Below are 15,496 nucleotides of genomic sequence, written 5' to 3' on the forward strand. Positions count from 1 at the left end.
ACGATGAACGCGCGACACCCTGCAAATGACGACCTGCCTTTTTCCTATCCCGTAAAGGTAGGCCATATTTCCGCCAATCCGGTCAGGATTGGTCTCGAAGCCAGTGCCGAGGAACTGAAGGCGCTGGCGAAATTCTGGAATGTGGTTTCCGTCGAATATCTGAAGGCGGAGCTTCAGGTTTCCCGCTGGAAGAAGGATGGCGTGAAGATCAAGGGCGAAGTGCATGCGGCGGTAACGCAATCCTGCGTCGTCACGCTGGAGCCGATCTCGAGCAAGATCGACGAGCCAGTCGAGCAGATTTTCGTTCCGGAAGGTTCGAAACTGGCGCGCATGGTGACCAATGAGGAAGGCGAGATCGTGCTCGACCCCGACGGCCCGGATATTCCCGACCAGTTCACCGGCGACAGCATCGATGTCGGCGCTGTGGTCGCGGAATTTGCGGCACTCGCGATCGATCCCTATCCGCGCAAACCGGATGTGGAATTTGCCGAAGCGGCCGAAAAAGAGCCTGAAGAAGAAAAGCGCCCGTCGCCCTTTGCCGTGCTCAAAGATTGGAAAAAAGACTGAATGGCCCCGTTGGGCTGAAATAATTTTATTGTAACGAAGGCCGGAAAAGGTATTTTCGCGCAAAACCGCTGATTGGCGGGAAGAAGGATAAGGGACGAGTGATCAGAATTGCAATTGACGTCATGGGTGGCGATTTCGGCCCAGATGTTGCCATACCCGGTGCCGCCAAGGCGCTTGAACGGCACAACGATGTAACTTTTCTGCTCTACGGGCAGAAGAGCAAATGCGACCCCATTCTGGCACAATATCCCGCACTTCGGGAAAAGTCGGTCTTTCACGATTGTGAAGTCTCGGTCAGCATGGATGAGAAGCCGAGCCAGGCGCTGCGCCGTGGCCGCTACGTCTCCAGCATGTGGCGCGCCATCGAAGCGGTGAAGCTCGGCGAGGCGGATGTCGCCGTTTCCGCCGGCAATACCGGCGCGTTGATGGCCATGGCGAAATTCTGTTTGCGCACCATGGCGCGGGTGGAACGCCCGGCAATCGCCGGCATCTGGCCGACGCTGAAGGGCGAAAGCATCGTGCTCGACATCGGCGCGACCATCGGCGCCGATTCCCAGCAGCTTCTGGATTTCGCCCTGATGGGCGGCGCCATGGCGCGTGCGCTTTTCGATATCGACCGGCCGACTGTCGGCCTGCTCAATGTCGGCGTCGAGGAGGTCAAGGGTCAGGAAGAGGTGCGTGAGGCCGGACGTCTGATCCGCGAGGCCGATCTCGCCACCATCGATTATCGCGGTTTCGTCGAAGGCGACGATATCGGCAAGGGCACGGTGGATGTGGTGGTGACCGAAGGTTTCACCGGCAACATCGCGCTCAAGGCCGCCGAAGGCACCGCCCGCCAGATCACCACGCTTTTGCGTGAGGCGATCTCCCGCAGCTTCTTTGCCAAGATCGGTTATATCCTGGCGAAAAGCGCCTTCGATGTTCTTCGTGAAAAGATGGACCCGCGCAAGGTCAATGGCGGCGTGTTTCTCGGCCTGAACGGCATTGTCATCAAGAGCCATGGCGGCACGGATGCCATCGGTTTTGCCTCCGCCGTCGATGTCGGCTACGACATGGTCCACAACGGCCTGACGGCCAAGATTGAAAATGATCTGAAGATTTACCACGCAAGACGGCTTCCGCCCCCGGCGCCCGAAGCTCTCGTGGCTGACGAGGAATAAGGGAATGATCCGCTCTATAGTCCGTGGTTTCGGGGCAGCGCTTCCGAAGCGTGTCATGACCAACAGCGAAATCGAAGGGGTCGTCGAGACTTCCGACGAATGGATCGTGCAGCGCACAGGCATCAAGCAGCGCTATATCGCCGGCGAAGGTGAAACCACCGCGTCTCTCGGCGAAGCGGCGGCGCGTGCCGCACTCGATAATGCCGGTCTCACGCCCGACGATATCGACCTCATCATTCTGGCCACTTCGACCCCGGACAATACCTTTCCGGCAACGGCGGTGAACATCCAGAACCGGCTGGGCATGACCCACGGTTTCGCCTTCGACATGCAGGCCGTCTGCTCCGGTTTCGTTTATGCCGTATCGACCGCCGATCTCTATATTCGCGGCGGCATGGCCAAGCGCGTTCTGGTGATCGGCTCCGAAACCTTCTCCCGCATTCTCGACTGGAAGGACCGCACCACCTGCGTTCTCTTCGGCGACGGCGCCGGCGCGCTGGTTCTGGAGGCCGGCGAAGGCGAGGGCACTTCTGCCGATCGCGGCATCCTGACGGCGCAGCTTCGCTCCGACGGCTCGCATAAGGAAAAGCTCTATGTCGATGGCGGACCTTCCACCACTGGCACGGTCGGTCATCTGCGCATGGAAGGCCGGGAAGTGTTCAAGCACGCCGTCGGCATGATCACCGACGTCATTGAACAGGCCTTCGAGGCGACGGGCACGACGTCCGACGATCTCGATTGGCTCGTTCCGCATCAGGCCAACAAGCGCATCATCGACGGTTCTGCGAAGAAGCTCAACATCGACCCGGAAAAGGTCGTCATCACCGTCGATCAGCACGGCAATACCTCGGCCGCCTCCATTCCGCTGGCGCTCGCCGTTGCCGCCGGTGACGGACGCATCAAGAAGGGCGATCTGGTCATGCTGGAGGCCATGGGCGGCGGCTTCACCTGGGGCGCGGTGCTGCTGCGCTGGTAAAGGCCTGATTTCCACCTTTGCCGGGGCGATGGCGCGAAATCGGTTGTGATTTTCGCGCTCACGCCCCGATCGGACGCGCCGGAGCGGCCCGAGCCTGTGTCAAAACCGTATCACTCGCTCTAAGCCCTTGCACTGATTGCCGAAAGCCTCAAATGAATCTGGAACAATCCCTTGACCGGTCGCCACAAGGGAAATAATCTCGGCGGCTCCTAGAGAAGAGTTCAGACACGGTTTGCGGGGAAAAATGGCCGGGAAGACAGTGACACGCGCAGATCTTGCAGAATCTGTGTTTCGTAAAGTCGGGCTGTCCCGCACCGAATCCGCCGAACTGGTCGAAACGATCATCGACGAAATATGCAACGCGATCACCCGCGGCGAAGTCGTCAAGCTTTCGTCCTTCGCGACATTCCAGATCCGAGAAAAGAACGAGCGTATTGGCCGCAACCCGAAGACGGGTGAGGAAGTTCCGATTTCCCCACGTCGCGTCATGACCTTCAAGGCCTCGAATGTGCTCAAGCAGCGCATTCTGAAGGCCCATACGGCCCGCAAAGCCAAGCAGAAGGGCCAGAAGGCCGGGGCATAATCCCTCTCTCAAGGTCCAGGCGAGACGCCTTTTTTGCCGTATCGCAAGCCTTTTTCCCCATTCTTCTTGTGAACATACTTGAATTTCAACGTGCAAGCCGTTGAAATCCGGTCGACTCACATCATAATCAATTTTAGTGATTTGTATCTCGCCGCAACGGCGTCGGCGCGGGGTCGTAACCGACTTTGCGTGCTGTTTGACCGGTGGGTGAAAAGCGTTCTCGTTCAGTGTCCGGCCGGATGCATGGCGCTCCGGTTCGGATGGGAGTGGAAATTTGGATAAAAGCCCCGACGCGTTTCGGACGATCAGTGAAGTGGCGGATGAGCTGAACCTGCCGCAGCATGTGCTGCGTTTCTGGGAAACACGCTTTCCGCAGATCAAGCCGATGAAACGGGGCGGGGGCCGCCGTTACTACCGTCCTGACGATATCGATCTCCTGAAGGGCATTCGTCACCTTCTTTATGACCATGGCTACACCATCAAGGGCGTACAGAAGCTGCTGAAAGCCAATGGCAACCGCTTCGTGGCGGCCATCGCCTCCGGTGATCTTGCGACCATGGAAGCCATCATGGCGGCGAGCGGTGAAAAGGAAGTCGCCGAACCGCGTGTCGTCGATACCGATGGGGACGAGGTCGTCGGTCGTCCGAAGGCCAAGCCAAGCGGCCGTTTTTTCGGCTTCGGCGGTGGCGGCGGCGATGCGGAAATATCGGTCGGCAAGTCGAGCATCGGCAAGGACGACCAGGCGCTTTTGCAGGAAGCCCTGTTCGATCTCCTCGAATGCAAGCGCCTTCTCGATCAGGTTCGCTGACGGTTTATCCACAGCTCATTTGCGTGCTTTCCATTCGGAAAATCGGGAAAACAAGGGGTTAGGGCGTTTTCCCGATTCTCTGAAAAACGAAAACGCCCGGCAATGCCAACCTTTCGGAAACTCCTTTGGCCGATAATGCGGCTCCGTAAAAAGGAGTCCGATCGTGAGCAATCGAAAATCGACAGCACGACGCCGCACGGCGAAGAAATCGGGTGGCGGCAGCGTTTGGCCCTGGGTGCTGATGCTGGGCGTCGTTGCCGGTGGCATTCAGGCTTACGAACATCGCGACAGCCTTTTGCCGCAGCGGCATGTTGCAAAGGCGACATCTCCGGCCACGAGTTCTTCGAAAGTCGCGACAGCGGTCAAACGCGATTCCGTCACGCCGGAAAAAGTGGCGTCCATCCGCCCCGCATCGCCGGCTCTGCCCGGCAACGGCCCGGTGCCGCCGCGCCCGATCGCTATGCCATCCGCCTCGCAACCGAGCCAGGTCGCCGCTATCCTGCTGGAAACGCGCCCTTCGGTCGAAAAAATCTCGCTCGGTGAAAAAAGCGGTACTTTTGCCTTTTGCGGTCGTTCCGGCCTCAACAATTGCGTGGCCGATGGCAACACCTTCTGGATGAAGGGCGTGAAAATGCAGCTTGCCGGCATAGAAGTGCCGCAGATCGACCGGGCGCGCTGCATGGAAGAGCGCCAGCGCGGCTTCGTTGCAAAGGTCAGGCTTCGCGACATGCTGAACGCCGGCGCCTTCGATGTGGCGTCCTCCGCTGCTGCGGGTGGCCAAGCCACGGAACGCAAACGGCTTTCGCGTTCGGGCGTATCCTTCGCCGACCAACTCGTGCGGGAAGGGCTCGCGCATCCGGCATCGGCAAAAAATCAGTCGTGGTGTGGCTAGAGCGTTCTCGCTTTTCTTCGAATCGCGAAAACGCTCCAGCTCTTTGTTTGCCGCATTTCCGAACGGAAAACCGGGCCCCACTTTTCCTGGAAATGCTCCGAGGCCCCGTTGACCGAAACGGTTCGGCCTGTGTAGATGAGGCTCAGTCGTGTTTGGGACCGGCCCCAGCGCCGGGCGCCAGAAGCATGACGATTTTTTGCAGCGCCCCGACCGAAACGGTACGCGGCGCGGCAATGCGGACGTGGCGAAATCGGTAGACGCAGCAGACTTAAAATCTGCCGACCATTGGTCTTGCGGGTTCAAGTCCCGCCGTCCGCACCACTTTTTTCCCCTGACTTATCGTCTGTGTCCACCTTCTGAGCCGGCGTAAAACACCCGTTCACGTGCACGGCATCGTCACTTGAAAATCATCAAAAAGAACCTATTGACCTTGCCACGATGGGAAGCCCTATCTTTTTTTTAACACAAGAAAAGAGGGGTCATACGCATGTCACAAATGGAGATCCGGGCGAGTCATCAGATTGCGATCGATGGCATGACATGCGCCTCCTGTGTCGGTCGCGTGGAAAAGGCCATTGCCAAGGTACCGGGCGTTCTGAAAGCTTCGGTCAATCTGGCAACGGAACGTGCCGACATTTCCTTTTCCGGGCCGCCGGATGTGCCGGCCGTTATCGAGGCGGTGCGGCAGGCCGGTTACAGCGTCGAAGAGAAAACCATCGAACTCGATATTGAGGGCATGACCTGCGCCTCCTGCGTCGGACGTGTCGAAAAGGCGTTGAAGGCCGTATCCGGTGTTTCCGGCGCAAGCGTCAATCTGGCGACGGAGCGCGCCACCGTCCGCGTCGCCGGCAACGCCGCCTCTGCGGCCAATCTCGCGGATGCCATCAAACGGGCGGGCTATAAGGCGAATGAGGTTGTTGCCGACAAAGCCACGGATGGAGAGCAGGACAAGCGTGAGGCGGAACTGCGCAGCCTCAAAATCAGCCTCGCCGTCGCCGTTGTTCTGACGCTACCGGTTTTCGTGCTGGAAATGGGGTCGCATCTGGTGCCCGCCATCCATGATTTCGTGATGGAAACGGTCGGCATGCAGGAAAGCTGGTATCTGCAATTTGCGCTGACGACGCTGGTTCTGTTTGGACCCGGCCTGCGTTTCTTCAAGAAGGGCATACCCGCACTTCTGCGGCTGGCGCCGGACATGAATTCGCTTGTCGTGCTGGGCACCGCCGCCGCCTGGGGATTTTCGGTTGTCGCAACCTTCATGCCCAAAATCCTGCCGAGCGGCACGGCCAATGTCTATTACGAGGCGGCGGCGGTCATCGTCACGCTCATCCTTCTCGGACGATTTCTGGAAGCGCGCGCCAAAGGCCGCACCAGCGAGGCGATAAAGCGGCTCGTCGGCCTGCAGGCCAAGTCCGCCCGCGTGCTGCGCGATGGCGAAACCATCGATGTGCCGTTGCAGGATGTGCGCACCGGCGATGTGATCGTCGTTCGCCCCGGCGAAAAAGTGCCGGTCGATGGGCTGGTCCTCAGCGGCTCTTCTTATGTCGATGAATCGATGATCACGGGCGAACCGGTGCCGGTCACCAAGGCGGCGGGTTCCGAAGTTGTCGGCGGCACGGTCAACCGCAACGGTTCTTTCACCTTCCGCGCCACCAAGGTCGGCGCCGATACGCTGATTGCCCAGATCATCCGCATGGTCGAGGAGGCGCAGGCCGACAAGCTGCCCATTCAGGCGCTGGTGGACAAGGTGACCAACTGGTTCGTGCCGGCGGTGATGCTGGCAGCGCTCGCCACCTTCATCGTCTGGTTCACGTTCGGACCCGATCCGGCCTTGACCTTCGCGCTCGTCAATGCGGTTGCGGTGCTCATCATCGCCTGTCCCTGCGCCATGGGCCTTGCCACGCCGACCTCGATCATGGTCGGCACCGGCCGCGCCGCCGAAATGGGCGTGCTGTTCCGCCGCGGCGATGCGCTCCAGACGCTCCGCGATGCCGATGTGATCGCCGTCGACAAGACCGGCACCCTGACGCTCGGCAAGCCGAAACTGGTGCATTTTACCACGACAGAGGGCTTCGATGCGGATGAGGTGTTGCGCCTCGTCGCCTCGCTGGAGAACCATTCCGAACATCCGATTGCTGAAGCGATCGTCGAGGCTGCGAAACATGGCGGCCTGACGCTTGCCGATGCGGAAGGCTTCGAGGCAACCCCCGGATTTGGTGTTGCAGCCATGGTCGACGGCCGCAGGGTGGAAGCGGGCGCGGACCGGTTCATGACCAAGCTCGGTTACGATGTCGCGATGTTCGCAGCCGATGCCGAGCGGCTGGGCAGGGAAGGGCAGTCGCCGCTTTACGCCGCCGTCGATGGCAAGCTGGCCGCGATCGTCGCGGTTGCCGATCCGGTCAAGCAGACGACCCCGGAGGCGATTGCGGCGCTGCATGCGCTGGGCCTCAAGGTCACGATGATCACGGGTGACAATCGCCGCACCGCTGAAGCCATCGCCCGTCGGCTCGGCATTGACGAGGTGGTGGCGGAAGTCCTGCCCGACGGCAAGGTGGAGGCCGTCAAGAGGCTTGCCGCCGGCGGGCGACGTGTCGCCTTTGTCGGCGATGGCATCAACGATGCGCCGGCGCTGGCCGCCGCCGATGTCGGCCTAGCCATCGGCACGGGCACGGATGTCGCCATTGAAAGCGCCGATGTGGTGCTGATGTCTGGCGATTTGCGCGGCGTGGCCAATGCCATCGCACTCTCCAAGGCCACGATCCGCAATATAGGCCAGAATTTGTTCTGGGCCTTCGCTTACAATGCCGCTCTCGTTCCCGTGGCGGCCGGAATATTGTATCCTGTCAATGGCGTTCTGCTGTCGCCTGTCCTTGCCGCCGGAGCCATGGCGCTTTCCAGCGTCTTCGTATTGACGAACGCGCTGCGCCTGAAAAGCTTCCGCGCACCGCTGGTGGACAGATCGTCCGGCATGCAGCTCGCAGCGGCCGAATAGGAGGCGGACATGATGACGCCTGGCAACACAATCTATCTGCCGCAGATCGGACGCAGCATCATGGCGGCGCAGGGTGAGACCGTGCTTCAGGCCGCACTGGCGGCAGGGGTTACTTATCCGCATGGCTGTCGCATGGGCCGCTGCGGCGCCTGCAAGTCTCATCTCATTTCCGGCGAAATCGATCTTCTCAAGCATACGCCCTTCTCCTTGACCGAAGAGGAGAAAACCGATGGCCTGACGCTCGCCTGCCGGGCCGTGCCGTTGAGCGACATGACGATCAGCTGGCTCGACGGGGCGGATGAGATCGCCGATATTCCGACCGGCCGCTTTGAGGGCGTGGTTGCGGAAGCGCTGGATGCCACGCACGATATCAAGCTCATCCGCATCCGGCTTGACGATCGCGGGCAGTTTACCTTCAAACCCGGACAATATGTGCGCCTGCTTTATCCCGACTGTTCGCCGCGCGATTATTCCATTGCCAGCAGGGTGGATGAGGAACTGATTGAATTCCACATCCGGCATGTTCCCGGCGGCATGACGAGCGGCCGCATCTTCTCGCTCGCCAGAGCGGGTGACCCCGTCACGATAGTCGGGCCTTTCGGCTCTTCTTTCCTGCGGGAAAAACATTGCGGGCCGATCCTCGGTATTGCCGGCGGTTCGGGGCTCGCTCCGGTCAAGGCGGTTGTCGAGGCGGCGCTCGCAACGGGCCGCGAACGACCGGTTCATGTCTATTTTGGCGCGCGCGCCGAGCGTGATCTCTATATGCTCGACCGCTTCGGCGATCTTGCCGCGCGGCATGGCAACCTGAGTTTCGTTCCGGTTCTCTCGCATGAGGAACATGCCGATATCCGTTGCGGTTATGTCGGTGCGGCCGTGGCGGATGATTTCGACGATCTCGATGGCTGGAAAGCCTATATTGCAGGCCCGCCGGCCATGATCGAGGCGACGGTGCCGCAGCTTCTGGCGCGCGGCATGCGCAATGCCGACATTCATGCAGACGTGTTTTTCACCCCGGAAAGATAGGAGCAGGATCGATGAATATTGGCACAGCCGCCACCGCATCCGGTGTTTCTGCGAAGATGATCAGGCACTACGAGACAATCGGCCTGATCAAATCGGCAAACCGTACGGCGTCGGGATACAGGGTCTATACGGCCAATGATCTGGAAACGCTGCGTTTCATCCGGCGCGGACGCGATCTCGGTTTTTCCATCGAAAAGATCAGGCAGCTCATGACGCTCTGGCGCGATCCGGGCGGCGCCTCCTGCGATGTCAAACGCATCGTCATGGAACATGTCGTCGATCTGGAAGCGAAGATGCATACGCTTCGCGAGATGGCCGACACGCTGCGAAACCTCGCAACCTATTGCCCTGACAACGGTGAGCCGGATTGCCCGATCATCCATGATCTCGCCCATGCCGAGGATATCGATTTTACGACCGTGGCCATCGTGCCCAAGCGCACCGGAATGCTGAAGGGCACCTCCGGTCCGGTGATGGATCTACAGCGCCCGGTGAAATAAGCGGCCGTTTTTCTTTTGGGAAACGGGCGTGGATTGCAGTGCAGACGCCAATTGTGGTGAAGGAGACCAAGCCATGTGGATACAGATAATACAGCGCTTCCTTATTCTGTGCCTGATGCTGGCGATCGTGTCCGTCATCGCGTTTCTTTTGCCCTATATGGCGGGCGGCGATCCGGCCCGCACCATTCTCATGTCGCGCATGCGCGATACGGCGCTCGATCCGCATGCGGTCGAGGCGCTCAGGGTCAGCCTCGGACTGGACCGCCCGCTCTATGTGCAATATTTCGCATGGTTGTCGGGCGCGCTGCGGGGCGATCTCGGATTTTCCTTCACCAGCAGCCAGCCGGTCGCCGCCGAGCTTTTACGATCGCTCTGGGTGTCGGTGACGCTGGCGCTGACGGCGCTGGCGGTCGCGGTGGCCGTCGCCCTGCCGCTCGGCACCCTGGCGGCGATGCGTCCCGGCGGTCGGCTGGACAATTTCGCGACGCTGATGATCCAGACCTTCGTTGCAACGCCCGAATACTGGTTTGCGCCGATGTCGGCGCTGGTCTTTGCGCTCTATCTCGGCTGGTTGCCCTCGGCCGGATGGGATAGCTGGCGTTCGCTGGTGCTTCCCGCACTGACCCTGACGCTGCGGCCGCTCGCCTATTTCACCCAGGTGACGCGCGCGGCAATGGCCGAGGTGCTGCGCGCGCCCTATATCACGGCGGCCCGCAGCCGCGGTCTCGGCATGCATGGCACGGTCATGCGCCACGGCATCCGCAACGGCTCGCTGCCGGTGGTCACCTTCTTCGCCCTGTGGCTTGCCGGCCTGCTTGGCGGATCGGTGGTCGTGGAGGTGATCTTCGCCATTCCCGGCATGGGCCGGCTTCTCTACGACGCCGTGGTCAATCGCGATATTCCGATGCTGCAGGGCGGTTTCATCTGCATCGTGGCGCTCTCCATCCTGATCAATACCCTGGCCGACAGCTTTTATGTCCTGATCAATCCAGCAATGCGAGCTCACCATGACCATTAGCCACTTCCCGAGCGCGCCTGCCGCCGCCATGCCGATGACCACGCCCAAGCGCCCTTCGAACCTCGCCCGGTTCACGGATTTCATCCGCCGCCGGCACTGGACCTTCTATGCGGGATCGGCGATTTTTCTCGTCATCATCCTGCTGCTGGTGATCGCGCCGTGGATTTCGCCCTATGATCCGGCAAAGCAGAGCCTTCGGCTCAGGCTGAATGCGCCGAGCGCCGCCTATTGGCTTGGGACGGACCATCTCGGGCGCGATGTCTTGAGCCGGCTGTTGATCGGCGGCCGCTTCACGGTCACGATTGCCGCCATCACCGTCATTCTGTCGGTCGTGATCGGAACCTTCATCGGCATCATCAGCGGCCGCAGCCGTGGCATCCTCGACGAAGTGCTGATGCGCATCGTGGACCTGCTCATCGCCATACCGGACGTGGTGATCGCGATTTTCCTCGTCGCCATTTTCGGTCCGGGATATGGCACGCTGATCGCGTCGCTGACCATCGTTGGCTGGACACCTTTTGCGCGGCTGGCGCGGGGGCTGACGCTCTCGATCAATTCCCGCGAATATATCCGCGCGGCAGAGGTGCTCGGCTGCACACGGCGCTTCATCATCTTCCGGCATATCATTCCCAACACGATCTGGCCCATTGCGGCCGTGGCGTTCCTGCGCTTTGGCCACAAGCTGATCACGGTGGGCGGATTGTCGTTTCTGGGCCTTGGCGTACAGCCGCCGGCCGCCGACTGGGCGCTGATGCTGGCCGATGCGCAGGCTTACGCGGAGCGGATGCCCGTTCTCGTCATCGCACCGGGTCTGGCGATTTTCCTGGCGGCGCTCAGCGTGACGTGGATCGGCCATGGCCTTAACCTGGAAACGAAAAAAACCAACGGTCATTGACGCCTGCCAACGGGCAATGGTCAATTTGACGATTGTCAAACATAGATGACGCAACGGAACCGGAAGGAGAGTAATATCGTCTGAAGCCGCATGAAGAATACGCAATGCCTCCGATTCAATAAAAATAAGGGGAACTCTTATGAATATCGAAGGACAAACGCTTGCCAATACGGCCATGTCCCCTGAATGCGCACCGCTTCTGGAGATAGAAGACCTGCACGTTTCCGTGCCGGCGCAAAATGGCCGCAAGTTTGTTATTTCGGGCCTGACGCTTTCCGTCAACGCCGGAGAAGTCGTCGCTCTCGTCGGCGAATCCGGGTCGGGCAAGAGCATGACGGCGCTGTCGCTGATGCGGCTTTTGCCGCAGGGCGCGGAAATCAATTCCGGCCGTATTTCCTTTGCCGGGCGCGACATTCTCGCTCTGTCATCTTCCGAACTCGATGCGCTGCGCGGCGCCGATATCAGCATGCTGTTCCAGCAGCCGCAGGCCATGCTCGACCCGACCAGCCGGGTGAGGACGCAGGTGGCGGAGCCGCTCTGGATTCACCGTAAAATGAGCCGGCACGCCGCGCTTAACCGGGTCGTCGGCCTTCTGTCGGACGTCGGCATTCCCGATCCTTCGGCGCGGGCGCAATGCTTCGCGCACGAGCTTTCCGGCGGCATGGCGCAACGTGTGATGATTGCGGCCGCACTCTCCGGCAATCCGCAGCTTCTGATCGCAGACGAACCGACGACGGCGCTTGATGTCACCGTTCAGGCACAAATCCTGCGCCTGCTCGACGACGAACGCCGCAAGCGCCGGCTTGCCACGCTGCTCATCACCCATGACCTCTCGGTCGTCGCCGCCTTCGCCGACCGGATCGCGGTCATGTATGCCGGCCGCATCGTGGAGGAGGGGCCGACCCAGGCGATCCTCAAGGCGCCGCAGCACCCCTATACCAAGGCGCTCATCAGCTGTTCGCTGTTGACCACCGACAGCGAAGGACAGTTGCTGACGATCCCCGGCTCCAGTGCGCAGGCCCATGACATGTCCTGTGGATGCCGGTTTCATCCGCGCTGCGCGCTTGCCAATTCGGCAGGCATGGGCGGCCGCTGCATGGCCTCGGAACCGGATCTGAATGCCTTGCCCGAAGGGCGCAAGGCGCGGTGCTGGGCGGTCGGTCACGACCATGCCAACCACGATCATACCGGTCACGATCATGCCAGTCACACGGTCTGCTGAGGGAGGGCGACGATGCTAGCGACAGCGACGACACAGACCCCGCCATCGGCGGAAAACGGCAAGCGACCCTTCGTGGTCGCGAAGAACCTTTGCAAATATTATCCCATATCGGGCTTCGGTCACCGTGTGGTGAAATCCGTCGACGATGTTTCCCTGACGATCGGCGAGGGGGAAGTGCTTGGTCTCGTCGGTGAATCCGGATGCGGCAAAAGCACGGTTGCCGGGCTGATTACGCGGCTGACCCATGCAACGAAAGGCGAGGTCAGCATCGGGCAGAACGATATGCTGCACATGCAGGGCGAGGCGCTTCGGCGTATGCGCCGGGTCGTGCAACTGGTGTTTCAGGACCCTTATTCCGCACTCGATCCGCGCATGCGTATCGGCCAGAGTATGGAAGCGCCGCTTGCCCAGCATGGCATCGGCACGCGCGAGGAGCGCACGGCCCGGGTTTTCCGGATGCTGGAAGAGGTCGGCCTCGACGGCTCTTTTTACGATCGGTATCCGAGCCAGTGTTCCGGCGGCCAGTTGCAGCGCGTCGTCATCGGCCGCGCGCTGCTTCTCAATCCGAGCTTCCTTGTCTGCGACGAGCCGACATCGGCGCTCGACGCCTCGATGCGCACGCAGATCCTGAACCTTCTGATGGACATGAAGCGCCGTCACGGTTTGACGGTTCTGATGATTTCCCACGATCTGCGCGTGGTGCGTTATCTCTGCGATCGCATCGCCGTGATGTATCTCGGACGCGTCGTTGAAATCGCCGACCGGGAGGAGCTTTTCCGGGCGCCGAAGCATCCCTATACCAAGGCTCTCATAGCATCGTCGATGCTGGACGAGACGGGGTTATATGCACCGGAGATGCTTCTGGACGGCGATCTGCCGAGCCCTCTCAATCCTCCGAGCGGCTGCAAATTCCACACCCGCTGCAAATATGCGACCGAGATATGCGGCGAGGTGGAACCCGTTCTGGAAGGCGTTTCCGGCGAGCATTTCGCGCGCTGCCATCGCTGGCGGGAATGGGGCTGACGGACAACGCAGTTACAGTTTTCTGTTGCCGTAAAAACAGATGAATTGTGTGTTTACGGATTAATATCGGAATAAAATTCCGAGTACAAAACGTAAAATAGATAATATTCGAATGGATAATCGAGAGATATCCATAGGGTATTCTTATTGCCTTTGTAGTGATTGAGTGAAATTTCGTGAAAATATACGAATTGTGAGCGTTGTCATCAAAAATAAAAGGGGAATATTCTATGATGAAGCACGCACTTTTGGCGTCATGCGCCATTGTGGTTTCGTTTGGAACGCATGCGGCAGAGGCCGCCACGATTACCTACGACGATAATTTCGGTGTGAAGACCGGCTGGCAGATGGCTTCCGACGACGCCTATCTCGGCTCGCGTGCGGGTTGTTTCGAAAGCCTGGTGCGTGTCGGTTATGACATGAAGCTGGAGCCAAGCCTTGCCGAGTCCTGGAAGCAGTCTGATCCCAAGGTGTGGGAATTCAAGCTGCGCAAGGGCGTCAAGTTCCAGAACGGCGAACCGCTCGATGCCAAGGCCGCGGTCAATGCACTCAGCAATCTCTTAAAAGCACCCGTGCCCGCCCGTGCCTTTTCTCCGAAGCTGATTGCCGCCGTCGAAGCTGGCGGCGATGATGTGGTGAAGATCACGACGATCGAACCTTCCGTGCTGCTGCCGGCGCAGATGGCAAGCCCCGCCACCTCCATCCTTGCTCCATCCGCCTATAAGGACGGTAAGGTCGATCCGATCGGAACCTGCACCGGACCTTTCAAGATCACCGAGGTCGATCCCAGCCAGCATATGGTTCTGACGGCCAATCACGACTATTGGGGCGGCATGCCGAAACTTTCCGGCGGCCGTGTCAATTTCGTGCCCGATGCCGACACACGCGCCACCCAGGTCCGAACCGGGGAAGCGCAGGTTTCGCGGCTCGTGCCGCCATGGACGGTCAAGACCATCGAATCCACCGATGGCGTCAAGGTCGCGCCGATCCCGTCGCCGCGTATCACCCAGTTGCTGCTGAACAATTCAAAGCCGCCTTTCAACAATATCAAGGTGCGCCAGGCGATCCAGGCCGCCATCGATACGGGTGGTATCGCCGAGAGTATCTATGAAGGCGTGGTCAAGGGCGCGACCATGCCTTTTGCGGCCGGCGAACCATGGGCTGCAAAGGAAACCAAACCCGCCTATGACGTTGAAAAAGCCAAGGATCTTCTGAAAGAGGCCGGCGTTGCACCCGGCAGCCTGAAAGTGACGCTCCTTGCCTATACCGCAAAGACCGAACTCAAGGATGTCGCGGCGATCATCCAGGCGCAGTTGCAGGAAATCGGCATCAAGGTCGATGTTCGCGTTGCCGATTACAGCGCCATCGAGCCTGATATGCTGGCCGGCAACTTCGACATGGCGCTGCTGTCTCGCGGTTACGCCACCGATGTCGCCGAACCGGCCGGTTTCCTGAATGCCGACTATACTTGCGGCGGCAGCTACAACATCTCGCATTATTGTAATGCGGAGACGGACAAGCTGATCAAATCCGCCTATTCGGCGGGTGAACCCGTCAAGCGCTACGCCATTTACGGCGAAGCGGCGAAGAAGATTTATGACGAAGCCGTCTCCGTCTTCCTCATCCATGAGACCGTGTTCGACGCCTATTCGGCAAAGCTCGAAAACTACAAGCCGCATCCGCTGAACTATTTTGTCATGACCAAGGATCTGGCAACGAAGTAAGTTGGCGTGATGGTGTTGATTGAGAGGGACCCGGCTCGCAAGAGCCGGGTCTTTTTTGTGATGAGGCCCTTGAACCTCTCCTCCGTCATTCCGGCCTTGAGCCGGAATCCAGC

At 60.0% G+C, this 15,496-nt stretch carries 14 protein-coding genes and 1 tRNA gene; all 15 read left to right on the forward strand.

Going from position 1 to position 15,496, the window contains the following annotated elements; all coding sequences use genetic code 11:
• The first annotated feature begins 3 nt into the window (after positions 1–3).
• The 15 genes from FGF54_RS04485 (at position 4) to FGF54_RS04555 (ending at position 15,383) form a co-directional block, all read left to right on the forward strand.
• Positions 4–567 carry a DUF177 domain-containing protein gene (locus tag FGF54_RS04485; protein ID WP_142779034.1) on the forward strand — a complete coding sequence of 188 codons (564 nt, stop codon included), beginning with the start codon at positions 4–6 and terminating at the stop codon, positions 565–567.
• Between the two features lie 98 nt (positions 568–665).
• Positions 666–1,727: a phosphate acyltransferase PlsX gene (plsX, locus tag FGF54_RS04490; protein WP_035261625.1), complete on the forward strand. Its 1,062-nt coding sequence runs from the start codon at positions 666–668 to the stop codon at positions 1,725–1,727.
• A gap of 4 nt (positions 1,728–1,731) precedes the next feature.
• On the forward strand, positions 1,732–2,703 hold the full coding sequence (locus FGF54_RS04495; RefSeq protein WP_059752548.1) for a beta-ketoacyl-ACP synthase III: 972 nt from the start codon (positions 1,732–1,734) through the stop codon (positions 2,701–2,703).
• A gap of 244 nt (positions 2,704–2,947) precedes the next feature.
• Positions 2,948–3,286, forward strand: coding sequence for an integration host factor subunit alpha (locus tag FGF54_RS04500; protein WP_003502236.1), 339 nt, complete (start codon positions 2,948–2,950; stop codon positions 3,284–3,286).
• A gap of 274 nt (positions 3,287–3,560) precedes the next feature.
• A complete protein-coding gene (locus tag FGF54_RS04505; protein ID WP_003520813.1) occupies positions 3,561–4,094 on the forward strand; it encodes a MerR family transcriptional regulator in 534 nt (177 codons plus the stop codon).
• 163 nt (positions 4,095–4,257) lie between these two features.
• Positions 4,258–4,986, forward strand: coding sequence for a nuclease (locus FGF54_RS04510; RefSeq protein ID WP_142779035.1), 729 nt, complete (start codon positions 4,258–4,260; stop codon positions 4,984–4,986).
• A gap of 235 nt (positions 4,987–5,221) precedes the next feature.
• Positions 5,222–5,307, forward strand: a tRNA-Leu gene (locus FGF54_RS04515).
• Positions 5,308–5,473: 166 nt separating this feature from the next.
• On the forward strand, positions 5,474–7,978 hold the full coding sequence (locus FGF54_RS04520) for a heavy metal translocating P-type ATPase (protein WP_168208008.1): 2,505 nt from the start codon (positions 5,474–5,476) through the stop codon (positions 7,976–7,978).
• Positions 7,979–7,990: 12 nt separating this feature from the next.
• A complete protein-coding gene (locus tag FGF54_RS04525; RefSeq protein WP_142780137.1) occupies positions 7,991–9,001 on the forward strand; it encodes a 2Fe-2S iron-sulfur cluster-binding protein in 1,011 nt (336 codons plus the stop codon).
• Positions 9,002–9,012: 11 nt separating this feature from the next.
• The gene (cueR, locus tag FGF54_RS04530) at positions 9,013–9,501 is read left to right on the forward strand and encodes a Cu(I)-responsive transcriptional regulator (protein ID WP_142779037.1); all 489 of its coding nucleotides are present in this window, start codon (positions 9,013–9,015) and stop codon (positions 9,499–9,501) included.
• Positions 9,502–9,574: 73 nt separating this feature from the next.
• Entirely contained in the window at positions 9,575–10,519 is a 945-nt protein-coding gene (locus FGF54_RS04535; protein ID WP_020810438.1) for an ABC transporter permease, read from the forward strand.
• Complete coding sequence (locus FGF54_RS04540) at positions 10,509–11,414, forward strand: ABC transporter permease (protein WP_003520821.1); 906 nt, start codon at positions 10,509–10,511, stop codon at positions 11,412–11,414. Before FGF54_RS04535 ends, FGF54_RS04540 begins: the two co-directional genes overlap by 11 nt.
• A gap of 139 nt (positions 11,415–11,553) precedes the next feature.
• The gene (locus tag FGF54_RS04545) at positions 11,554–12,636 is read left to right on the forward strand and encodes an ABC transporter ATP-binding protein (protein WP_142779038.1); all 1,083 of its coding nucleotides are present in this window, start codon (positions 11,554–11,556) and stop codon (positions 12,634–12,636) included.
• Between the two features lie 12 nt (positions 12,637–12,648).
• Positions 12,649–13,659, forward strand: coding sequence for an ABC transporter ATP-binding protein (locus tag FGF54_RS04550; protein ID WP_142779039.1), 1,011 nt, complete (start codon positions 12,649–12,651; stop codon positions 13,657–13,659).
• Positions 13,660–13,889: 230 nt separating this feature from the next.
• A complete protein-coding gene (locus tag FGF54_RS04555) occupies positions 13,890–15,383 on the forward strand; it encodes an ABC transporter substrate-binding protein (RefSeq protein WP_142779040.1) in 1,494 nt (497 codons plus the stop codon).
• Positions 15,384–15,496 lie beyond the last annotated feature (113 nt).

It is taken from the genome of Agrobacterium sp. T29 (assembly GCF_006970545.1).
GTDB classification, from domain to species: domain Bacteria; phylum Pseudomonadota; class Alphaproteobacteria; order Rhizobiales; family Rhizobiaceae; genus Agrobacterium; species Agrobacterium leguminum.